Here is a 21,384-nt window from a genome sequence, read left to right as displayed (position 1 = left end):
CGGTAATCTCGGGCCATGCCCGAGACATCGGTGGCGCGCTTCTACGACGAACTGGCTGACGACTACCATCTGATCTATTCAGACTGGGACGCGAGCATCCGTCGGCAGGGGGGCGCCCTGGACGCCCTGATCGGCCAAGATCGCACGGCGGTCCTCGACTGTTCGTGCGGCGTCGGCACGCAGGCCATCGGCCTGGCGCTGCGCGGGCACAGGGTCACCGGGACCGATCTCAGCCCCCGCGCCGCCGCCCGCGCTGCCCGTGAGGCCGCCCGCCGGAGCCTGAGCCTGCGCACGGCCGCTGCTGACATGCGACGCCTCCCGTTTCCTGATGGCCGGTTCGACACGGTCGTCTGCGCCGACAACTCGCTGCCTCACCTGCTGACTGAGCAGGATGTGCACTCCGCCCTGGCAGAGATGCGCCGTGTGCTGCGTCCCGAGGGCCTGCTGCTGGTCAGCACACGCCACTACGACGACCTGCTGCGCGACCGCCCGGCTTCGACGCCTCCTCAAGTCCACAGGAACGTCGACTGCGACGAGGGCGAAGAACGGACCGTCACCTTCCAGCTCTGGCACTGGCACGACGACGGCGAGCACTACGACCTGGAGCACTTCCAACTGCTTCCGGCGGGCGGCGAATGGCGCGTCCAGGTCCGCCGTACTACTTACTGGGCACTCGGCCGGGACCGGCTGGCCGGCCTCGCAGCCGAGGCCGGGTTTGTCGACCCCGAGTGGCGGATGCCGCAGGAGACGGGCTTTTTCCAGCCGCTGCTCGTGGCCCACGCCGGTGAGTAGGTGACTCCACCTCTCGGCGTGGGAGGGCAGGTGTCAGCCAGCCTTGGCCGGTTCCTCAGCGCGTGCTCGCGTGGTGGCGAGGCGGTAGGAGTCGGTGCCGGTCTCGATGATGGTGCCGTTGAAGGTGAGGCGGTCGACGATGGCCGCGCAGAGGCGAGGATCGGTGAAGGTCTTGGTCCAGCCGCCGAGGCGAAAGCGATCACCGCGTCGTCGGGGTGGCCGGTGTCGAGGCCGAGGACCACGGGCCGGTACGCGGTGGCGGCGGACGGGATGCCCGCCGGATCCGCCTCGTGCTCATCTGCGGCCTGCTCCCCGGCCCGTACCAGAATGACAGGGGTCTCCGTGTGCGCGATCACTGCCGTGCCGACGGACCCGACGAGGAATCCCCCGATCCCGCGTACGCGGGGGTGGCCGGCCTGCCGCCGGTCGCCGGGGCTGGCGCAGTAGCCGTACTGCGCCCATCCCGGTGAGTTGCGGCGCGATTCCCATGGACGGCCGCCACGGCGCCAAGTCCGGACGCTCCTTCAGCAGATCGTCTCTTGTCGCATGAAGTGCTGTCGCGAGGGTGTCCAGGTTGTTCGTCACACAACAATCTTGGACACCCTCGTTCTCGTGTCCGCAGGCACGTGACTGAGCGCCACACAGTTGGCCGGTTGAACACCTTCTGGCATCTCCCTTGATCACGAGAAAGATCCCGCCGGTAGAGTCGGCTTGAGGACGGCGTCACCTGGGGGGACTGATGACAGCAGCGGATGCGGTGCCCATAGTCTTCGTTCACGGGACACGCTTCAGCGCGGGACAGTGGAGCATGCAGCTTGCCGCGCTCCGGGACGAATTCCCGGTAATCGCCGTCGACCTGCCTGGCCACGGAGAACGCTCGGCTCAGCACTGGAGCCTGAGCACTGCGACGGAGATCATCGCTTCCGCGGTGGACTCGCTCAACCGCGGGCCGGCTCTGGTCGTCGGGCACTCGCTCGGCGGATATGCCTCGCTGGAGTTCGCGCGGCGCCGTCCGGAACAACTGCGCGGGCTCATCCTTGCGGGAGCCAGCGCCTCCACCCGCGGCCTGCGGGCAGCGCCCTACCGGTGGGTCGCCAGGCTGGTCCCTCGCATGCCGGCGGATCGCCTGGCCCGGTGGAACGACCGGTTGCTACGACGGCTCTACCCACGGGAAGTGGTGGAGGCGACCATCCGTGCCGGCTACGCCTTCCATACCTTGCCAGCGGCCTGGGACGAAGTGCTCGGACGCTTCGACGCGGGTGCGATGCGTTTCGTGAAGGCTCCGGTCCTCATCCTGAACGGCGAGAAGGACGCCGTCTTCCGCGCCGGGGAGGCGGACTTCGCCCGCGCGCATCCGCACGCTCGCGTCGAATTGATCCCGCGGGCACGACACCTCGCGAACTTCGACGACCCCGATGCCTTCACTGATGCCGTCCGCCGCTTCGCCGGCCAACTCCCTGCCGTCAGCTGAGCACGCCACGGCCGGGATCACCTGGCGCCCCTCAACACCTCGACAGCGACCGCGCACTCAGCTGTGATGCTCAGTCACAAGACACCCCTTGGAATTGATCATCCAGTCGTGGGAGTCGGACGTACTGGGAAGGACGTGCCATGACTCGGTCCTCTCAAATGATCGAGTCCCTACCGAACCCGGAACGGTTCAGTTGCTCGTTTCCGCTACGGAATCGGGCCAATCAGCTCGCAGGCCCGCGCTGCGGCCACCAGCGCGCCGGTGCTACCAGTGGTGGCGGCTACGTCCAGCGCGGTGTCGGCGAACTTCACCACGTGCTCGTCACCGTGCTCAGCCGCGCGTGCGAAGACTTCCTGTGCGGCGTCCGCCACCGATCCGGTAGGGACCTTCGGTAGTTCGGACGCCGGCACCGGGGTCGCTGCTGAGTACAGCGCGGTCACCGCGGCGCTCGCCGTCCAGGCGGCGTTCAGACTCGGTGCCCACAGCAGGGGCGGCAGCGCGGGCAGGGTGCGCAGCACGGCGTTGGGCGCGGTGGCGGCGTGCACCAGCATGATGGGGCTGAGGTGGCCGTGCGTGGCGTAGCGGTACGCGGCTGCCCGGACGAGCTCGGCCAGCACGTCGCGGGAGTCCTCAGGCGTCACCGCCGGGCTGAGCGCGGCGGTCGCCGCCGTCCAGCCGGGCGTTCCGGCCAGCTGCGCGATGCCGTCACGGAAGCCCCCGTCCCTGTCCGCGATCAACGGGATGCCGTCCAGCGCCTTGCCCGGGCCGACGGTGCCGCCCGGCGCAGCGGCGCCGGGCGTCGGCAGGCTCCGGGCCGCCCAGTAGGCGAGGCCATGGGCCAGTTCTGCGGTACGCGGGTCGGCGCTCGACCCGGCACCCGCGTCGTTGCCGTGTTCGTCGTCCAGGAGGGTGCGGACGGCATGGCCGACACGGATCACCGGATGGGTGGCACCGGCGGCGATGCCCGGAAGCAGGCGTGGCCACCACTCCACCAGCACCTCGCGCCACGGCCGGTCGGCGGTCTGACGAACGAAGTGCGCCGTCCAGTCGCCGATCCGGCGGGGATCACCCAACGCCTCCTGCCATCCGTCCGCGGTGATCGGATCGGTGGCACGGGGCAGGTCCTCCAGCTTGTCGCGGTAGTAGTCCAGCCAGCGGTGCACCGTGGTCGCGTGACCGTTGCGGACCAACGCCTCCACCGCCATCGGACCGTGGTTGGACAACCAACCGTCGCGTTCAGGGCCGTAGTCGTGCAGTCGCTGGAGAGCTTCGTCGAGGGTCCCGGTGGTGTCCATGATCCCGACGCTAGCGACCGCGACGACCGGACGTAACGGACCTGCGACGTACGCCTGGTACGCCTGCAGACCTAAGTTCGGTCTTCAACCCGTGCAACGGGAGCATGCGGCCCGTACAAGGAAGCCGAGCGGTGTGAGCGCGAACAGCAGATCACCGTGGCGGCGAACGTCGGGTCCGGCAGCTGTCGAGGAAGAGCCACGAGCGTCACACGCCCAGGGAGTGGAAACTGCTCGCCCGGCTTCATAGCCTCCCACGTGACCATGAACTCTGCGCTGCGCCGCTTCCCTGCCGGCCGTACCGTACCCGTCGGCATCCGGGCCGGCGACGGCGGCGAGGGCGCCGAGTACTGGCTGCACGTGTTCACCGAGCTGAAGAACCGCGGCCTGGACGACGTGCTCATGCTCGTCTGCGACGGGCTCAAGGACCGACCCGAGTCCCCGAGTGCGCCGACAACGTCACGGACCCGCGCTCGCGTCGGAGTCGACCGGATCACCCGACGGTAGAATGGGGATCATCCGAATTGCCCCGTTCCCACAGATGAAGTCGCCGCTGTCGTCCGGCTCCGCGCCGGATGCGGACCGATCGATCGGGAGGGTGCTGTCATGGCCGAACAGATCACCTACCGCAGGGTTTACGAAGAGACCTCGCCGCAGGACGGCAAGCGGGTGCTCGTCGACCGCATCTGGCCGCGGGGCATGCGCAAGGAGGACGCGCACCTGGACGAGTGGCTGCGCGATGTCGCCCCGTCCACCGAACTGCGCCGCTGGTACAGCCACGAACCGGATCGTTTCACCGAGTTCCGCCGCCGCTACCGCGCCGAGTTGCGCGATGCGGGACACCGCGAGGCAGCCGGGCGCCTGCGGGACCTCGCCGCCCACGACCGGCTGACACTGCTGACGGCGACCAAGGACGTGGATCACAGCCAGGCGGCGGTTCTGGCCGAGTGGCTGGCAGGCTGACGGACCACGGACGGTCGGCGTCCCGGCCGGCCCGGGGTGGACGACGAGTTGGCTGGACGGCGCCGCCCGCACACCGGAGCGCGTCCTGCCGCCGGCCGGCTACCCGGAACTCGACTCCCGTGCGCGGTTCGGGTCGCTGACTTCGGCGGGAATTTCGGCCGACAAGCCGGTTCGCGGCCGGTTCGCGGCCTGCCGACGCGACGGACACTGCGAGTGTCCGAGCGGTTGCTCCAGGTCAGCGAGGGGAAAGGAGGCAGAACTCGTTGTTCTCCGGATCGGCCAGAACCGTCCAGTGGATCGCGGACCGGTCGACGCCGGGGTCGGTGGCGCCCAGGGCGCACAGTCGGGCTTCCTCTGCTGCCGGGTCGTCACCGGGGTAGGGGCAGACGTCGAGGTGGACGCGGTTCCACACCTTTTTGGTGTCGGGGGTGCGCACGAACTCAAGGTAGGGCCCGACGCCTTCGGCGGAGCGCATGGACGCGTGGTCGTCGGTGACCTCGTGCAGCGTCCAGTCCATCGCCTCGCCCCAGAACCGGGCCATCTCCCGTGGGTCGGTGCAGTCCACCACCACCGCGGCGATCGGCCCGGTGTCCCGGTAGCGGGGACGGGGCTCCAGGACGCAGAACTCGTTGCCCTCCGGATCGGCCATCACCGTCCAGGGGACCTCGCCCTGACCCACGTCGGCGGGCCTCGCGCCGAGATCCCTCAGGCGCGCGACCAACTCCGTCTGATGTGCGGTCGAGGTGGTGGCCAGATCGACGTGGACCCGGTTCTTCACCGTTTTGGGTTCCGGTCGGGCGACGAGGTCGATGCAGACGGCCGCGGGGGCGGGGTAGGCGAAGCCCACGGGTTCGAGGTTGGTCACGCCGGGTCCCTCACTGTCGACACCCCACCCGAGTGCCTCCGCCCAGAACCGGCCGAGCAGCAGGTCGTCCAGGGCCTTCATGTTGATCTGCACGAGTCGTGTCGCCATGCCGAAGATTCTAGAAGGGGGTCCGTCGTGAAGGTCCCGCTGCCCTGCCGGGTCGGTTCACGGCTTCGTCGGGTGCAGATGGCGGCTGAGGTAGCGGGCGGTGACGCTGTGCGGGTCATGTGCGAGGTCGTCGGGTGTTCCCGTGGCGACGACGGTGCCGCCGGCGGCGCCGCCTCCGGGGCCCATGTCGATGACGTAGTCGGCGTTGGCGATCATGTCCAGGTCGTGTTCGATGACGATGACGGTGGCGCCGTTGTCGCCCAGCCGCTGGAGGACGTCCAGGAGTGTGCGGATGTCGAGGGGGTGGAGGCCGACGCTGGGTTCGTCCAGGACGAAGAGGGTGTCGGACTGGTCGCGGGTCAGCTCGGTGGCGAGCTTCAGCCGCTGTGCCTCGCCGCCGGACAGGGCGGGGGTGTCTTCGCCGAGGGTGAGATATCCGAGCCCGAGGTCGATGAGGGCTTGGAGCCGGGTCCTCACCCGGCGGATGTCACCGACCTGCTCGATCGCCTGCCCGACGGTGAGGGCGAGCAGTTCCGGCAACGACAGCCCGTCGTCGGGGTTCTCGGGGGCCGGGCGGCGGATGTCGGCGGCCGCGGGGGCGTACCGGGCGCCGTCGCACGCGGGGCAGGCGATGTCGACGTCGGGCAGGAACTGGACGTCGAGGGAGACCTGGCCGGTGCCTTCGCACCGGGGGCAGCGCAGGGAGCCGGTGTTGTAGGAGAAGTCCGCGGCGGTGAGCCCCCGCTGCCCGGCCGCGTCGGTGGCGGCGTAGGCGCGGCGCAGGTCGTCGAGGATGCCGCTGTAGGTGGCGACGGTGGAGCGGACGTTGACGCCGATGGGGGTGGCGTCGACCGTGTTCACCCGGGTGATCGTCCGGGCGTCCACCGCCCTCACGTGGTCGGGCAGCGCGCTGCCCGCGGCTTTCGCCCGCAGCGCGGGGATCAGGCTTTCGAGGATCAGCGTGGTCTTGCCCGATCCGGACACGCCGGTCACGGCGGTCAGGCGGCCCTGGGGGATGTCGACGTCCAGGGCGTGCACGGTATGCAGGGGTCGGGTGGACAGGTGGATGCGGCCTTGGTCGAACATCACGTCGCGTTCGGCCCGTCGGCGGACCAGGACGGGTTCGCGGCCGGTGAGGAATCCACCGATCACGGAGTCGGGGTTCTCGCCGAGAGCCGTGACGTCGCCGGTTGCCAGGACCGTGCCGCCTTCGGTGCCGGAGCCGGGGCCGATCTCGATGAGCCAGTCGGCTTCGCGCAGGACCTGGACGTCGTGGTCGACGAGGACCACGGAGTTGCCGTCGCGGAGCAGATCGCGCATGACGCCCAGCAGGCCGTCCACGTTCGAGGGATGCAGGCCGATGGAGGGCTCGTCGAGGACGTAGAGCACGCCGGTGGTCCGGTTGCGTACGGCGCGGGCCAGTTGAACGCGTTGGCGCTCGCCCGTCGACAGGGTCGAGCTCGCCCGGTCCAGCGCGAGGTAGCCGAGGCCGAGTTCGACCAGGCGGCGAGCGGTCTCCAGCAGGGTGGCGACGATGTTCCGCGCCATGGGGTGCATCTCGGACGGCAGGGCGTCCACGAGGGTGGGGGCCCAGGCGGTGAGTTCGTCGAGGGTCTTCGCGGTGGCTTCGGCGAGGTCGACTCCGTCGACGAGGGTGGCGCGGGCCTGCTCGCTGAGCCGGGCGCCGTGGCAGGTCGGGCACACCTGGGCGCTGACGAACCTGTTCACCCGGTTCAGTCCGCGTTCGGTGGTGGCGTTGTTCAGAGCCTCCTCGACGGCGCGGCGGGCGTTGCGGTAGGTGAAGTCCAGCTCGAAGAACTTGCCGTTCTTGGACCGGACGCTGATGTGCCGCTGCTCCGCGGGGCCGTGCAGGACGATCTCCCGCTCGCGTGCGGTCAGTTCCGCGTACGGCACATCGGTGCGCACCCCGAGCTCGGCGACGACCTGCGGCATCACCGTCAGCCCGAACATCGACCACGGGGCCACCGCCCCCTCGGCGATGGTGCGTCGCGGATCGGGGACGAGAGCCGCTTCGTCGACTTCCCGGACCGTGCCGGTACCGGTGCACCGCGGGCACGCGCCGTCGGAGTTGAAGGCCAGCGACTGAGCGCCGGGCGGGTAGAACGTCACCTCGCACACCGGGCAGGTCAGGTCCAGTCCGGCGGCCACGTCGATCGTCGGGTCCTGCCGGTGACCCTTGGGGCACAGGTGTGATCCCAGTCGGGAGAACAGCAGACGCAGCACGTTGAGCAGTTCGGTCGAGGTGCCGAACGTGCTGCGCACCCCGGGCACGCCGGGCCGCTGCCGCAGGGCGAGGGCCGCGGGCACGTGCTCGACGCTGTCCACCGCCGCACGCGGGGCCTGCGCCATACGCCGGCGGGTGTATGTGGACAGCGCCTCGATGTAGCGCCGTGAGCCCTCCGCGTACAGCACTCCCATCGCCAGCGACGACTTCCCGGAGCCGGACACCCCCGCCACCGCGACGAGTCGGCGCAGCGGCACCGTCACGTCGATGTTCTTCAGGTTGTGGACCTTCGCCCCGTGCACCTGGACGGACAGGGGCGGCTCCGCCGCGTCAGCACCTCGTGCGCCCGGAACCCCGGCCGACGGCTCCCCGCCCGTCACCTCGTCGTGCGCCATCGCTTCTCCCTCCTCAGCGTGTCGTCCGAGGGGCTTCGTCCTCCGGAGCGGACGAGTGTTCTTCCCAGCGTCCGCCGAACAGCATACACAGAACATGAATCCCAAGAAGTTGCTTCCATGGAATGGATACCTCTAGGCTGAGCGCGGCGACCCCAGAGAACACCTGCCGGGCCCCTGCCGGCCTCTGCCGGCGGCGCACGGAGAGCTCACCATCAGCAACCAGTCGCCTCGACGTGACCGATGAGGGGATGTGGCGCATGCCGCAGCATCCGGCCTTCGATGTCATGACGGCCACCTGCCCGTCCCGCACCTCACTCGCCCGTATCGCCAACAAGTGGACGGCCATGGTGGTCATCGCCCTCAGTCCCGGACGCCTGCGCTTCCGCGACCTGCGCGACACCGTCGACGGCATCAGCGCGAAAGTCCTCACCGAGACACTCCGGGAGCTGGAACGCGACGGACTCGTCACCCGCCACGTGTACGCCGAGGTGCCGCCCAGGGTCGAATACGAGTTGACCGCGCTGGGACACACCCTGCACACCCCGCTCCAGGCACTGGGCCTTTGGGCGGAGAAGCACATCGCCGAGGTGCAGGCGGCGCGTGAGCGTCACGACGCCCAGAAGTGAGGCCGGTTCTCGCGGCTCACGCGACATGACGCAGGTCGCCGCACGCGGCAGCCCAGGGCGCGTGCGCGCCCCCTACCGGCCACGCGGCCTCCATCGACGAGCGGGCCACGAGGAGGGCCTCGGCTTCCGGTCTTGAAGAGTTCTTCAATTCACCGGTTGCCGTGCAGCGCGACTGTCGGGAGAAGGCCCGGACGGGCGGGTCGGTGTTCGCCGAGGCGCTGCCGGAGCGGGTGCTTCAGGCGCGAGCGGCTCTCGAAGCGGCACTGGAGGCCGTGGACGCGTATGCCGTGGCGGTGGCTCAGGACGAGCTGGACGATGCCGTGCCGGCCGGGCCTCGGCGCACCGCATCCACCCACTCGTCGAGACCATGCGACCCATCCTCCCGTGCGACACCGGCGCCCCTGAACCCGCGTCGAGAAACCGAGTCGCCGACTCCAGCCGCGACGACCTCACGAATTGCCGACATCAGCAAGTGCCGCTCCACCGCCGACGCCCCGGGCGGCCGCTGCCCGATCGGGCCGGACCGTGCCGTTCGTCCGCCTCGGCGCCGGCGAAGCCTCCCCTGACACTGCGTCAAGAGTGCCTGACGGACTGGCACTCCTATTTTGCATTGTGCAATGATTATCTCGGGGCCGAGTCGACGGCCGGTCGCCGTTCCGGCGCTCAGGAGTGAAGCTGACACGGTTGATGCGGCACGGAACGGCACACCGGCCGTCGGCAGGTCCTCACCCCCGGCCCCGTTACACGTTTCCGGGCAGGCGGCGCCGACAGGTTGACGGCACACAACTCGACTGCGTCACACAGTCGTTGGCATCCTCCCCCCCATGAGGCACGAAGGAAATGGCGAGAGCCTCGTCGCGCAGTACGCGCGCGACCATAATTCACGGCGACGGCCGGCCTTGCGCTGACCGTCACCCTTCTGCCCGGCACAGCGGGCGCGGCCCCGGACGGCCCCGCGGACCAGCCCCGGCTCGGCGCCGACTCACCGGCGGCCGGCGGTGTGCCGCCCGTGCCCTCTCAGCAGACGCTGGTGCGGCGCGATGCCCGGGCGACCCCGGCCGAACTGCGGCCCGGCGTACGACGGCTGCGGGACCGGCTCGGCCCGCAGGGCGTGCTGGAGCTGGACCCGGCCACCGGCACGGCGCGCCAGGTCGCCGAGCTGGACGGCGTGGACTGCGCGCAGGACGACGGCCCGTCGGGCTGCAAGTACCCGGACGCGACCGAGCTCGTCGTCTTCGGCGGCCACCCACCAGGGCCGACAGTCGACGGCACAGACACCCCCGAGGGCGGCATCCCGGCGAAGGGACGCCGCCCTCGGGCGACAGTGGGAGACCTACCTTCAGCGGTTACTTCAGCGCGTCCATGGCCCGGTCGAGCAGCGTGGGCAACGGCACCGTGCCGTCGCACGCCACCCAGGCGGTGGCGGCCGCGTCCAGGCAGGCGAGCGCGGCGGCGGCCAGGGCGTTCGACCGGGTGTCCTCCCGGTCACCGGGGTCGGCGCCCAGCCGCCGGGCCACCTCCGGCACCAGCAGCTCCTGCCAGCCCAGCTGCTTCTCGTAGTGCCGGGCGCGCAGCGACGGCGTCTCCTGCAGCATGCGCAGATAGGCGAGCACCTGCTCGGGCGTCGTGTCGTTCCCCTGTCCGAGGGCGTCGAAGGACCGGCGCAGCGCCTCCCAGGGCTGCTCGTCGCCGGGGCGGGCCGCCAGCGCCTCGGCGATCTGACGGCCGGATTCCCCCAGGCGCACCAGGACGATGTCTTCCTTGGTGCCGAAGTAGCGGAACAGGCTGGCTCGGGAGAGACCCACCTCGGTGGCGATCTGGTCGACGGTCGTCCGGTCGAACCCCTGCTCGGTGAAGAGCCGGTGGGCCACCTCGACCACCTCGGCCCGGACCGTCGCACGCATACGCTCGCGCAGACCGGGCGGCTTGGATGCGGACTTGTCGGCGGTGCGGGCGCTCTCGGACATACCTGAAGGCTACAGCAAAGACTCAGTTTGATACCGAGTATCAGACCGTGGGCGATCCGGGGGTTCGGTGGACATGCCCACTCTCTCGGTCGACGGTGGCGCGGCCCGACAGGAGTGCGGCGGTCGGGGGCCGATCGCCCTCAGCAGCCGTCCTGCCAGGTCATCGGTACGGCACGGGCTCCACTGTGCGGCAATCGGAGCGATCCGACGAGCGCGGGGTTTTGGGACGACTCGCGTACGTACCACTGCCGTCGATACGCCCGGCAGTGGCAGGCACGGCGGCCCGCGTACGTGAAACTTCAATGTTCCCGTTTTCTGGACGCTTTCCGGCCATAACCGCCACGACGGTCAAGGACGCTTGCCGGACCGACCAGCCGCTCCCGGGAAACGGAAGTTCTTACGAGAAGCTGACGCGGAGCCGGAACACGCGCGGCCCACCCGCCCCACAGGCGACTCTGGCTCTGCACGTCACCGACCGGCGGTGGCGGCGGGGTGACGAGGAGTCAGACGTGAGCAGGCACACCAGGCGCAGGTCGAAGTCGCAGGTCCGGATGACCGTCGCCGGGGCCGGCATCCTCGCATCGGCGGCCGTCGCGACCACGGTGGCCATCGCCTCGGCGGGCGAAGCCCCCCGCACACACGAAGGCGCGACCGCGACGACGAAGAGCGCCCGGGCGGGAGCCGACCACGCCGTCTTCGTGCAGGGCAACGAACTCGCCGGGAACACCATCCGCGTGTTCCGGCGCGGCGACGACGGAAAGCTCACCGCCGCGGGCAGTTACGCGACCGGCGGCAAGGGCGGCGACCAGGTCGACGCGCCCACCGACTCCCTCGCCTCCCAGGGCTCACTGGTCTACGACCGCGGCTCGCACCTGCTGCTGGCGGTCAACGCGGGCAGCGGAACCGTGACCTCGTTCCGGGTCGAGGGACAGAAACTGACGAACCGTCGGGTGGTGCGCTCCGGCGGTGACTTCCCGTCGTCCGTCGCGGTGTCCGGCAACCTCGCCTACGTCATGAACGCGGGCGGCGCGGGCAGCGTCCAGGGCTTCAGGATCACCGCGGGCGGACTCGTCCCGCTGAGCGGTTCCTACCGCTCCCTGGGACTGAAGAACGACAAGGTGCCGTTGTTCAGCAGCTCGCCCGGCCAGGTCGCGTTCACGCCGGGCGGCCGGGAGTTGGTCGTCACCACGAAGTCGGCCAACACCATCGAGGTGTTCCCGATACACCGTGACGGACGCCCCGCACACCGGGCGAAGGTCAACCGCTCGGCCGGCGGCGTGCCGTTCGCGATCACCTTCGACAAGGCGGGCCGGATGCTGGTCGCCGAAGCCGAGAAGTCGACGGTCAGCACGTACAAGGTGCTCGCCGACGGCGGCCTCAAGGTCGTCCAGGAGCCGTTGCCCAACGGTCAGAACACCCTGTGCTGGCTGGAGCGCGCCGGTGACTTCTTCTACGGCGGCAACACCGGCAACTCGACCGTCACCGGCTACCGCACCGACCGGCACGGCAGGCTCGCCCTCACCAACGAGATCGGCATCGCCACACCGCCGTCGGCCATGTCCCAGGGCGTCATCGACCTGGCGGTGACTCAGGACGAGAAGTTCCTGTACGTGCAGAACGGCACCTCCGGCACCGTCGACGGCTTCCGCATCGGCGCGAACGGCTCCCTCACCAAGGTCACCACGGTCACCGGACTGCCCCCCTTCGCCGAGTCCGGCATGGAGGGCATCGCCGCGGTGTGAGAACACCGCCGCCACGGCCGACGCCGTCCCGCCCGCCTCGGACACCGCCCGCCCGACCGCCTGCGAAACGCCGCTCGAAACCCCTCGACTACGCTGGCACGAGCCGCGTATGCCCTGTCCGGGGCTCGGATCGAGGGGGATCGATGACAGCGGGTGACGGCTGGGCCGGCATGGGCTGGGACTGGACGGACGTCGACGACATCCGCCGGCGCCTCGACGAGGGCGCCGACCCGGAGCAGTGGAGCGGCGGCCGGCCGCTGCATCGCGCGGCGGTGTTCGGATCCCCTGAGGTCGTGGCCGAGTTGGCCGGCCGGATCGCGGACGTGGACGCGCTGGAGAACGGGGTGACGGCGCTCTGGGAAGCCGTCGTGTCCAGGAACCCGGACCACGCACGCGCCCTCGCCGATGCCGGCGCCGATCCCTGGCGGCCGTCGATCGGCGGCTGGTCCCCCGGGCGGCTGAGCCTGGCCGGACCGACGCCGGACCTGTTCCCGGCGCCGCAGGGGGTGCGCCTGACCGACACGGAGCGTACGGCGTCCGACGAGGCCGCCCGGCTCACCACGGCCCTGGGCACGTTCTCCTACGACGGCCTGGGGCTGGCATGCGTGGCCGGTATCGACGCGGCCGAGGCGGTGCGCCGTCTCGAGGCCGCGCCGGCGGACGGCGACCTCGTCGAGGAGCTGCTCGAAGACCCGTTGGCGTTCGACATGGACGAGAGCCTGCACATCGTCGGCGTGACGTCCGTGCCGGGCGGCTGCGTCGTGACCCAGCCCTGGGGGCACGCGCCGCAGATGCCCGGCGTGCTGACCCGGTTGTCCGCCGGCACGGTCTGTTACGGCCTGTACGCCAATCCCAAGAGCGGCAACCAGGGCAGCATCGCCCGTCACGGCGCCGTCGAAGGCTGGGACCTGCACCCGGGCGGCGGACCCCGGGAGAACGACAGCGCCGAGGACGTGCTGGCCTCGTACCTCTACCGCCTCAACCCCGTGGCGTACTCCTGCGCCTTCGCGGGACTGCGTCCGGCCGACCCGCGCGGCGTCGTCGGACCTCCCGATCTGTGGGTAGAACTGCCCACCCGCGACTACTGGGCTCAGTGAGCCCTTCGGGCGTCGCCGCGGGTCGGGTGACGGGACGGCCGTCGGTCAGGTCCCGGCGGCTCGGGTGATGGCGGACTCGACGGCGGCGATCCGGTCCGCGAGGAGGCCGAGGACCGCGATCGCGCGCGTGAGCTGGTCGTCCTGCGGTCCGCCGAGCGTTCGGGTGCGCACGCACGCGGCCTTGACGTCCGCCCAGCGGGCGGCCTGTTCGGGGGTGAGCGCGCCGCGCAGTTCGGCCAGTTTGAGCAGGTTCGCCTCGGCGCCCGTGGTGAGGGTCCGGGCCTCGGTCGTGTAGTGGTCCTCGATCAGCGCGGCCAGTTCGGCGTCGTTCATGACCGGCTGGACCCGCTGGGCGATCTTGTTCATGTCGCGGTACGAGCCCTGGAGCCGGAAGGGCGGTTCGGTGCGGGCGTCGTCGGACTGCGCCGCCGAGGCGATGTAGGCGTGGTTCACCGCCAGGACGGTGTCGCGGGCGGTGAGCAGGTGGCGCAGGACGGCCAGGATCCGCTCCAGCTCGGCCGGGGCGTACGGGTGGATGAGCCGGTCGGCGCGGGCCGTGGAGTCACCGCCCGCCAGGCGCACCAGCAGCTCCAGGTCGGCGCGGTCACGGCCGGCGAGCGGGGCCAGGACCGGGTTCGAGGTGAGGGCGTTCTCGACGAAGCTGAACGCGAAGTGGTCCTGCTTGTCGGTGAGGACCTCGCCGAGGTTACGGACGTCGGCTCGGTTGGCGAGCATGTCGGGGACTCGGAAGCGCGCGCCGGACTCGGTGTAGGGGTTGCCGGCCATGCAGACGGCGAAGCGTTTGCCGCGGAGGTCGTAGGTGCGGGGCTCACCGTTGAGGACGCCCTCGACGCGGCGGGTGGCGTCGCACAACGGGATGAACTTCTGCAGCAGTTCGGGCGACGTGTGCTGGATGTCGTCCAGGTGCAGCAGGGTGTTGTTGCCCGCCGCCAGCGCGAAGTTGATCTTCTCGACCTCCTGGCGGGCGGTGGCGTTCGGCGCCTCGGCCGGGTCGAGCGAGGTGACGGACCGGCCGAGGGCGGGGCCGTTGATCTTCACCAGCATCAGGCCGAGGCGGTCGGCGACGTACTCCATGAGGGTCGTCTTGCCGTAGCCGGGCGGGGAGACGAGCAGGAGCAGGCCGCCGGTGTCGGTGCGCTTGGCCGCGCCGGTGGCGCCGAGCTGCTTGGCCAGGCTGTCCCCGATCAGCGGGAGGTAGACCTCGTCGATGAGCCTGCTGCGGACGAACGCGGACATGATCCGCGGCCGGTACTCGTCCAGGCGGAGCCGGGCGTGTTCGGCCGCCACCAGCTCGGTGCGGCGGCGCTGGTAGGCGCGGTGGCCGGGGACGTCGTGGGTGCGGAACGCGTGCGTGCGGGCGAGGAACTCGTCGACGCGGACGGGCAGGGCCCCGGCGACGATGCGGGGGTGGACCCCGAGCAGCCCGTCGACCGTCGCGGTCAGCCGCGCGTCGCGGTCGTAGCGGGTCAGGCCGGGGCAGAGTTCGGCGGCGACCGCCTCGGCCAGGTCGCCCGGGGTGGTGTCGGCGCCGGTCGAGGCGGCGTAGGAGGACAGCCACGCCTCGACGATCTGCCGGCGTGCGGCCGGTCCGCCGAGGGCGGCGAGGTCGTCGTCGTAGGCCGACGAGCCCACCGAGCGGCGGAACTTCTCCAGCAGGGTGCGGCAGCCGGCGCCCAGGACGAAGCCCTCGGGGCCGCCGGTCAGCTCTTCGAAGAGGTAGGCGGCCGCCGCCTCCGTGGCGGTCACGGCCGTGCCGGTCGCGTTCGTTCCGGTCTCGGTCCTTCCGATCGCGTCCGCCAGTTCCCTCCGTAGATCGTCGATCGCGGGCGTCAGGCCGAACGTGTCCCGTGCGCGGGCCAGGGAGACCGCGCGCCGCCGCCAGTCCTGGCGGGCCTCGGCGGTCGCCTCGTGGGCCCAGAACAGCTGGGCGGCGGCACGCGCGGCGGGCTCGTGGCGCAGGGGGCCGGCGTTCGCGTACAGCCGCAGGACGGTGGTGAGGATCAGGGTCGCGTCGTGGTCGTGGACGCCGCGCTCGTACCCCTCGTCGTAAGCGGTTTCCGCGGCTTGCCGGACGAGGCCCGGCAGGTCGGCCTCCTCCAGGGCGGCCGGGCCGTGTTCGTGCAGGAGCCGGGCGGCGAGGTGTTCGGCGCGGTAGACCTCGGGTGACTCCGACGGCAGCGGCCGGCCCCAGTAGGGGCGGGCCGCGGCGACGTCGGGGGCGGTGACCGGGGAGCGGTAGTCGGTGCCGGTCAGGGCGAAGGACAGCCCCTCGCCGTGCGGAACAAGGGTGAGGTCGAGCGGCTGGGTGTGGACGGCGAAGCGGTGCGTCCCGAGGAGCAGGGTGCGGCCGTCGTCGGTGTACAGGTCGCTGCGGTCGCGCAGGGACCGCAGGGCCTCCTGGCGGGCGGCCTTGAGGCGGCCGTCGAGCTCCTCCGCCCGCACCTGGTCGCCGAGTTCGCGCAGTTCCCCGGAGAGACGGCGGACCTTGACGACCATGGGGTCCGAGGTGAAGTACGTGGTGACGGCGTCGGTGTCCGCGAGCGCGGCGCCGCGGCGGGTGACGGTCCGCAGGACGCGTGCCGCCGAGTCGGCGAGGCGTTCGGCATGGCGGGCGCGGGCGTCGACGAGGGTCTGTTCGCGTGCGGAGAACGCCTCGTGGACCTCGTCGCGCTTGTCGGCGAGGACGCCGAGGAAGTCGTCGAACTCGGCGAACCGGGACTCCAGGTTCTCCAGCTGCACCAGCAGGAGGGCGAGCTGCTCGTCGCACGCCTTCGGGGTGTCGGCGGCGGCGAGCGCCTGGGTGACCGACTGGCCCAGCAGGGCGAACTCGGCCGCGAACTCCGACCGTCCCTCACGGTCGCGGAGGGCGCGGCGGCGGCCCTCGAGGAGGGCGCGGGCCCGGTTGGCGCCGCCGAGGACGTCGGCGATCCGTTGCAGGACGGACGTCCGGACTCTCGCGTCGGCGATGTCGAGTCCGGCCACGATCTCGGTCACCGTGCGCAGCCCGCCGGTGAGTTCGTCGAGACGGGCGGCGACGGGCGCGGCTTCGGCGACGGTGGTGATCGCCTCGGCGTCGGCGACGAGGCGCTCGACGTCGGCCTGGTGGCCGGCGAAGGCGTCCTCGCGCGCGAGGTGGGCGGCGGCCCGCCGCCCGAAGGCGGCGAGGTCGCCCTCGGCGCCGGCGGCGAGTTCGTCGACGCGGTCGGCGTCGACGTACCGCTGGTCCTTGAGGGTGAGCAGATGGCCCTGGGCGTGCCGGAGTTCGGTCAGCCCGGACACCCAGGCGGCGGCGGAGCGCGGGGCCTCGCCGCGCAGCCGGCGTACGGCGGCGGCGACGCGCTCCGCCGCGTCGGTGAGCGCGTCCGCGGCCTGCCGGGTGAGAGCCTGCACGGTCGCGAACTCGGCCCGTACCTGTTCGGCGGTGGCCCGCATCTGCGCGAGCGGCTCGTGCAGAGCGCCGAGTTCGGGGTCGGTCAGCCAGTGGTAGGAGTCGGCGGCGCGGACGCAGCCGGCGGCCAGTGCCGCGTATCCCTCGCTCGTCGACGTGGTGTCGGTGACGGTGCGGCTGAGGGAGAGGCAGTCGGAGATGCCGCGCACGAGGTCGGCGTTGCCGACGCGGGCGAGCGGGCCGGCGCCCGCGGGCCGGGCGGCGGCGTGGGTGTCGGAGACGAAGGGCGACTCCCAGAGCTGGACGGGGTGGACGCTCTGCGGTTCCTCGCCGTCCGCGCGCAGCACGACGAGGGCGCCGTCGTCGAAGAGGGCCCAGCCGCGGCAGGACAGCGGGGTGGCGACCTCCTTGCGGATCATGTTGTACGGCAGCAGCAGGCTGCGCCCCTGCGCGCGCGCGTGGAAGACGAACAGCACGTCCTCGCCGCCCGGCGAGCGGACCGTCCGCTCGAATTCCAGGGCGCCCGTGGTCGCGGGGGCGGCGACGCCGTCGAAGGTCTTGTGCGTGCCGGTGGCCAGGCAGTAGCCGCCGGGGAAGACGATGCCCTGGTCCTCGGGCAGCCGTCGGCACGCCTGCCCGATGCCGTCCAGCCGGACGACCGTCCGGGTGAGGGTGTTGAACACCAGGTGGCGGTCGGCGTCCTCCTTGTAGGGGCGGATCCGCAGCAGGATCAGCGGGCCCACGCGCGCGTACGCGATGTCCGCGTCGGCGAGGGACTGCAGGGGGTCCTCGACCGGTTCGGCGTGCACGCCCTCGCCGGATTCGGTGTCGTCGTCGACCTTGACGGTGAGGGTTCCGCCGACGGTGGCGACGAAGACCTCGCCCCCGACACTGACGTGCGGGTGGCGGCCGAGGACGTGGTCGTCGCGGGACGTCGGCGTCCACTCGACGTCGTGGGAGGCCGGGAAGACGTGGTCGCGGTCGCCGCGCGCGTCGAGGAAGGACGCCCGGCCGTCGTCGGTCACCGCCCAGCGCAGGACGCGGATGTCCGCCGCCTTCTCCCCGGTCCGGAAGACGGCGAGCAACTTGCCGTCGACCCGGCGCAGCCGGAGCAGCCGGGCCTGGCGGTAGTAGCGGTGGAGGGCGGCGAACTCGCGGACGAAGGCCGGGTCGTCGAGCAGCCCGGGCACGGCGTCCGTCGGCAACCGGTCGAGATCACGGTCGCGGTCGCGGCTGTGCAGCGCGAAGACGTCGCCGACGGCCGGCTCGGGTCCCCGGCCGGAGCCGGCGTCGTGGCCGAAGAGCAGGACGTCGCCGACGGCGACGACGTCCCGGGGCACGGCCGCGTGGTCGGTGCGCAGCTGCCCGGTGCCGGCGAGCCGCAGCCGGGTGGAGCCGAACTCCGCGGTGCGGCGGGCATTGAGCGCCTCGGCGCGGCGGGCGAGTTCGGCGGCCTGCGCGATGAGGCGGTCGCGCAGCACCTCGTACGTGCCGGTGTCCAGGCCGTTGGTCATGGTTCCCTCTCAAGAAAAGTCGCAAGAAGAAGCGGTCCGGAGCTGCCGTCCCCTGTGCGGCAGCTCCGGACCGCGGCCTGTCAGACCTTGGCGCTGCCGTTCAGCGCCGCCAGCGACGTGTCGGCGACACCCAGTTCGGCGGCCTTGCCGAGCAGTTGCTCCAGAGCGCCCGAGTCGGCTGCGCCCGTCCTCATCAGCTTCATCAGCAGGGCGGACACGGTCAGGTTCTGCACGTCCGCCGTGGAGACCTGGCCGAGGACGCGGCCGAGGTCGTCGGTGAAGCTCGACGAGCCGTCCAGCCAGGGCCCCGCGAGCGCCTGGGCCGTCTCGGAGTTCTGGACGAACCCGTCGACGCCTCTGCCGAGCGCGATCGAGGAGACGAGCCGGTCGAAGAAGACCGAGTCCCCGCCGACGATGTTGATGTCGGCGTTCTCCAGACCGGTGGCGAGGACCGTGGCCTGCGCCTCGGCGACCTGCTTCTGCACATCGAGCCCGGCGAGCCGGATCTCCTTCTCCGCCTGCAACCGCAGCCGGTACTCCTCGTGACCGCGGGACGCCTCGTCGAGCGCGGCCATCGCCGCCGCCTTCTCGGTCAGGCCGGCCGCCTCCGCCTTCAGCTTCTCGCCGATGCCCTCGGCCTCGGCGAGCGCCTTGGCCCGGACGCCCTCCGCCTCGGCCCGCATCCGCGCCTCGGCCGCCACGGCCTCCGCACGGCCGGCCTTCTCCGTCACCTCCGCTTCCTTGTCGCGCACCTGGACGGCCGCGAGGCCTTCGGCGGCCTGCTCGGCCCGGACGCCCTCGGCGAGGCGCAGCTTGGCCTGCGCGTCGAGGTCGGCCCTCTTCAACCGGGCCTCGGCGAGGGTGAGTTCCTCGGCCGCGCGGTGGACGGCGGCCTGTTCGGCGGCCTCGGCAGCCTTGATGTCCTTGACGAGTTTCTCCTGCGCCTCGGCCTCGGCGGCGATGATCACGCTCTGCCGGCCGCGCTCCGCCTCCTCCACGGCCCGCAGCTTCTTGATGGCCTCCTCCTGCTCGGCCACGGTGCGGTCCACGGCGACCCGCTCACGGATGACCTCGGCGATGTCCCGCTTCTCCGCCTCGACCTCCTTGGAAGCGGCGATCTGCGTCAGCTGGGTCTCCCGTTCCCGGGCGATCACCTCGAGGAGACGGTCCTTCTCGATGCGCTCGTTCTCGATCGCGATGACCCGCTCGCGGTTCTTCTGCGCGACGGCGACCTCGCGGGCCTGGTTCTCCCGCTGCACGCCGAGCTGCTCCTCGGTCTGCAGGAAGGCGGACTGCGCGCGCAGCCGCTCCTCCTCCACCACCCGCGCCGTCTCGGCCTCCTCACGGGCGCGTACGGTCTCGATCTCGCGGCGCTGCCTGATCTCGGCGTCGGCCTGCCGGCGCTCCAGCTCCAGGATGGCCTCGCGGGCGTCGACGTTCTGCCGGGTGATCTCCTTCTCCTCCGTGCGCTGGGCCTCGTTGGTGCGCACGTGCTCCACGGCCGTCAGCTCGGTGATCTTCCGGATGCCCTGGGCGTCCAGGACGTTCGCCGGGTCCAGCTGGGTGAGCGGCGTCTGCTCCAGGTAGTCGATCGCCGCGTCCTCGAGGTGGTAGCCGTTGAGGTCGACACCGATCAACTCGATGATCTGGTAACGGAGTTCCTCGCGCTTGGTGTACAGGTCGGTGAAGTCCATCTGCTTGCCGACGGTCTTCAGCGCCTCGGAGAACTTCGCGTGGAACAGCTCCTGCAGCGTCCTCTGGTCGCTCGCCCGCACCGTGCCGACGGCCTGGGCGACCTTGATGACGTCCTCGACGGTCTTGTTGACCTTCACGAAGAACGAGATCCGGATGTCCGCGCGGATGTTGTCCCGGCAGATCAGCCCCTCCTTGCCGGCCCGGGTGATCTCGATCGTCTTCACCGAGATGTCCATCACCTCGGCCTTGTGCAGTACCGGCAGGACCACCTGACCGGTGAAGGTCACGTCGACCTTGCGCGTCTTGGAGACGATCAGCGCCTTGCCCTGCTCCACCTTGCGGAACAGCCGGGAGACGACGAACAGTGCGGCGACGGTGACGAGCAGGCCGGCGGCGATGAGCACGCCGGCGCCCGCGGTGATGGCATTCATACGTCATCCTTCGAGCTTCGGGTCTGCGAGGAGTTGGCGGCCTCGACGGCGAGGCCGGGTGGACCGTTCCGTGCGGGCAGAGACGCGGGGCGCGCGTCAGACGTTGCATCGGGTGAGCGCCGGGCGTACGTCGGGCGCGTGCGTGGGGCGCGCGTCGGGCAGAGGTGCGCGCGGTCCGGCCGCGGGGCCCGTGGGCGGCTCAGCCGCCGGGGTGGGGACTGCCGGGGTCGTAGGGAGCGCTGAGCGCGGCAGCGCGCCGGTACACCCCCGGGCCGCCCGGGAAGAGCCTGTCGAGCGGCGCCGCACACCGTCGTGTCACCGGCCGGGCGACCAGCGCGACCAGTGCGGCCAGGACGAGCAGGGCGACCCGGGCCGCGGCACCGCCGGGACCGCTCGGGGACGCCGGCTCCATCAGCAGCGTTCCGGTGAGGCTGACCAGCCAGTCGCTCACGATCACGACGGAGACCGCGACGGCGACCGGCGTCCCACCGAGCGACCTGGTCAGCGAGGGGGCATCGGCGTCGAAGGCGCGCACATCGGTCCGCCCCAGCAGGACCAGCAGCCAGAAGCCGAGAGCGACGACCAGGGCCGGGGTGACGGTGACGGTGGGAAAGCGCACAGCGGCGTCCACGATCTGTTCCATGTCCCCGCCCCCGTGCCGAGCTCCCGGGTCCCGGCGCCTGCCCTGTCGCCAGAGCAGAGCGCCAAAACCGCTCCCCTTGTTTCTGCGGCTCCATCTTGAACTGCCGATGCCGTGCGGCACATTGCCGTG

Annotated in this window: 14 protein-coding genes and 4 pseudogenes; 7 read left to right on the top strand and 11 right to left on the bottom strand. The window is 71.4% G+C overall.

The features are described 5' to 3' along the window. The first annotated feature begins 15 nt into the window (after window positions 1-15). Entirely contained in the window at window positions 16-792 is a 777-nt protein-coding gene (locus QA802_RS34085; protein WP_334530959.1) for a class I SAM-dependent methyltransferase, read from the top strand. Window positions 793-825: 33 nt separating this feature from the next. On the opposite strand, the pseudogene QA802_RS34080 reads toward QA802_RS34085, so the two are convergent. The 3 pseudogenes from QA802_RS34080 to QA802_RS34070 all read right to left on the bottom strand — a co-directional run. Continuing rightward, window positions 826-975: pseudogene (locus tag QA802_RS34080) on the bottom strand (ATP-binding protein); the annotation flags it as partial. Between the two features lies 1 nt (window position 976). Further along, window positions 977-1,187, bottom strand: a pseudogene (locus QA802_RS34075) (universal stress protein); the annotation flags it as partial. Window positions 1,188-1,236: 49 nt separating this feature from the next. After that, a pseudogene (locus QA802_RS34070) lies at window positions 1,237-1,377 on the bottom strand (IS982 family transposase); the annotation flags it as partial. Window positions 1,378-1,531: 154 nt separating this feature from the next. On the opposite strand from QA802_RS34070, the gene QA802_RS34065 reads away from it, so the two are divergent. After that, window positions 1,532-2,263, top strand: a complete 732-nt coding sequence (locus QA802_RS34065; protein ID WP_334530956.1) for an alpha/beta fold hydrolase — start codon at window positions 1,532-1,534, stop codon at window positions 2,261-2,263. Window positions 2,264-2,469: 206 nt separating this feature from the next. On the opposite strand, the gene QA802_RS34060 is transcribed toward QA802_RS34065, so the two are convergent. Further along, window positions 2,470-3,558 carry a questin oxidase family protein gene (locus QA802_RS34060; protein ID WP_334530953.1) on the bottom strand — a complete coding sequence of 363 codons (1,089 nt, stop codon included), beginning with the start codon at window positions 3,556-3,558 and terminating at the stop codon, window positions 2,470-2,472. 309 nt (window positions 3,559-3,867) lie between these two features. Between QA802_RS34060 and QA802_RS34055 the strand changes: the two are divergent. Then, window positions 3,868-3,996: pseudogene (locus tag QA802_RS34055) on the top strand (transposase); the annotation flags it as partial. Window positions 3,997-4,161: 165 nt separating this feature from the next. After that, window positions 4,162-4,518 carry a DUF488 domain-containing protein gene (locus QA802_RS34050; RefSeq protein WP_334530950.1) on the top strand — a complete coding sequence of 119 codons (357 nt, stop codon included), beginning with the start codon at window positions 4,162-4,164 and terminating at the stop codon, window positions 4,516-4,518. 235 nt (window positions 4,519-4,753) lie between these two features. Here QA802_RS34050 and QA802_RS34045 read toward each other — a convergent pair whose 3' ends face one another. After that, window positions 4,754-5,491: a VOC family protein gene (locus tag QA802_RS34045; RefSeq protein ID WP_334530947.1), complete on the bottom strand. Its 738-nt coding sequence runs from the start codon at window positions 5,489-5,491 to the stop codon at window positions 4,754-4,756. A 57-nt stretch (window positions 5,492-5,548) separates the two neighbouring features. Next, window positions 5,549-8,131, bottom strand: coding sequence for an excinuclease ABC subunit UvrA (locus QA802_RS34040; protein WP_334530944.1), 2,583 nt, complete (start codon window positions 8,129-8,131; stop codon window positions 5,549-5,551). A 257-nt stretch (window positions 8,132-8,388) separates the two neighbouring features. On the opposite strand from QA802_RS34040, the gene QA802_RS34035 reads away from it, so the two are divergent. Further along, window positions 8,389-8,757 (top strand): winged helix-turn-helix transcriptional regulator, encoded by a 369-nt coding sequence (locus tag QA802_RS34035; protein ID WP_334530941.1) that lies wholly within the window; start codon window positions 8,389-8,391, stop codon window positions 8,755-8,757. Window positions 8,758-9,739: 982 nt separating this feature from the next. Here the strand turns inward: QA802_RS34035 and QA802_RS34030 are convergent. Together QA802_RS34030 and QA802_RS34025 are read right to left on the bottom strand one after the other, a co-directional pair. Continuing rightward, window positions 9,740-10,003, bottom strand: a complete 264-nt coding sequence (locus QA802_RS34030; RefSeq protein WP_334530938.1) for a hypothetical protein — start codon at window positions 10,001-10,003, stop codon at window positions 9,740-9,742. A 100-nt stretch (window positions 10,004-10,103) separates the two neighbouring features. After that, window positions 10,104-10,724 carry a TetR family transcriptional regulator gene (locus tag QA802_RS34025; protein ID WP_334530935.1) on the bottom strand — a complete coding sequence of 207 codons (621 nt, stop codon included), beginning with the start codon at window positions 10,722-10,724 and terminating at the stop codon, window positions 10,104-10,106. A gap of 509 nt (window positions 10,725-11,233) precedes the next feature. On the opposite strand from QA802_RS34025, the gene QA802_RS34020 reads away from it, so the two are divergent. Both QA802_RS34020 and QA802_RS34015 read left to right on the top strand, forming a co-directional pair. Further along, on the top strand, window positions 11,234-12,466 hold the full coding sequence (locus QA802_RS34020; RefSeq protein ID WP_334530932.1) for a lactonase family protein: 1,233 nt from the start codon (window positions 11,234-11,236) through the stop codon (window positions 12,464-12,466). Window positions 12,467-12,609: 143 nt separating this feature from the next. Then, window positions 12,610-13,563: an ankyrin repeat domain-containing protein gene (locus QA802_RS34015; RefSeq protein ID WP_334530929.1), complete on the top strand. Its 954-nt coding sequence runs from the start codon at window positions 12,610-12,612 to the stop codon at window positions 13,561-13,563. A gap of 45 nt (window positions 13,564-13,608) precedes the next feature. On the opposite strand, the gene QA802_RS34010 is transcribed toward QA802_RS34015, so the two are convergent. The 3 genes from QA802_RS34010 to QA802_RS34000 all read right to left on the bottom strand — a co-directional run bounded on the left by QA802_RS34010 (window position 13,609) and on the right by QA802_RS34000 (window position 21,255). After that, window positions 13,609-18,486 carry a DNA repair ATPase gene (locus QA802_RS34010; protein ID WP_334530926.1) on the bottom strand — a complete coding sequence of 1,626 codons (4,878 nt, stop codon included), beginning with the start codon at window positions 18,484-18,486 and terminating at the stop codon, window positions 13,609-13,611. Window positions 18,487-18,566: 80 nt separating this feature from the next. Next, the gene (locus tag QA802_RS34005; protein ID WP_334530923.1) at window positions 18,567-20,612 is read right to left on the bottom strand and encodes a flotillin family protein; all 2,046 of its coding nucleotides are present in this window, start codon (window positions 20,610-20,612) and stop codon (window positions 18,567-18,569) included. Between the two features lie 199 nt (window positions 20,613-20,811). Then, entirely contained in the window at window positions 20,812-21,255 is a 444-nt protein-coding gene (locus tag QA802_RS34000; protein ID WP_334530920.1) for a hypothetical protein, read from the bottom strand. Window positions 21,256-21,384 lie beyond the last annotated feature (129 nt).

This window comes from Streptomyces sp. B21-105 (assembly GCF_036898465.1).
In the GTDB taxonomy this organism is placed as follows: domain Bacteria; phylum Actinomycetota; class Actinomycetes; order Streptomycetales; family Streptomycetaceae; genus Streptomyces.
Note: the sequence above shows the minus strand (reverse complement) of the source record. Positions and strands in the feature narration are given on the sequence as shown.

Bases quoted from the DNA above. Each gene is read 5' to 3' on its own strand.
- QA802_RS34040 (WP_334530944.1), bottom strand. From the start codon at position 8,131: ATGGCGCACGACGAGGTGACGGGCGGGGAGCCGTCGGCCGGGGTTCCG.
- QA802_RS34035 (WP_334530941.1), top strand. From the start codon at position 8,389: ATGCCGCAGCATCCGGCCTTCGATGTCATGACGGCCACCTGCCCGTCC.
- QA802_RS34065 (WP_334530956.1), top strand. From the start codon at position 1,532: ATGACAGCAGCGGATGCGGTGCCCATAGTCTTCGTTCACGGGACACGC.
- QA802_RS34000 (WP_334530920.1), bottom strand. From the start codon at position 21,255: ATGGAACAGATCGTGGACGCCGCTGTGCGCTTTCCCACCGTCACCGTC.
- QA802_RS34050 (WP_334530950.1), top strand. From the start codon at position 4,162: ATGGCCGAACAGATCACCTACCGCAGGGTTTACGAAGAGACCTCGCCG.
- QA802_RS34085 (WP_334530959.1), top strand. From the start codon at position 16: ATGCCCGAGACATCGGTGGCGCGCTTCTACGACGAACTGGCTGACGAC.
- QA802_RS34045 (WP_334530947.1), bottom strand. From the start codon at position 5,491: ATGGCGACACGACTCGTGCAGATCAACATGAAGGCCCTGGACGACCTG.
- QA802_RS34060 (WP_334530953.1), bottom strand. From the start codon at position 3,558: ATGGACACCACCGGGACCCTCGACGAAGCTCTCCAGCGACTGCACGAC.
- QA802_RS34010 (WP_334530926.1), bottom strand. From the start codon at position 18,486: ATGACCAACGGCCTGGACACCGGCACGTACGAGGTGCTGCGCGACCGC.
- QA802_RS34015 (WP_334530929.1), top strand. From the start codon at position 12,610: ATGACAGCGGGTGACGGCTGGGCCGGCATGGGCTGGGACTGGACGGAC.
- QA802_RS34005 (WP_334530923.1), bottom strand. From the start codon at position 20,612: ATGAATGCCATCACCGCGGGCGCCGGCGTGCTCATCGCCGCCGGCCTG.
- QA802_RS34025 (WP_334530935.1), bottom strand. From the start codon at position 10,724: ATGTCCGAGAGCGCCCGCACCGCCGACAAGTCCGCATCCAAGCCGCCC.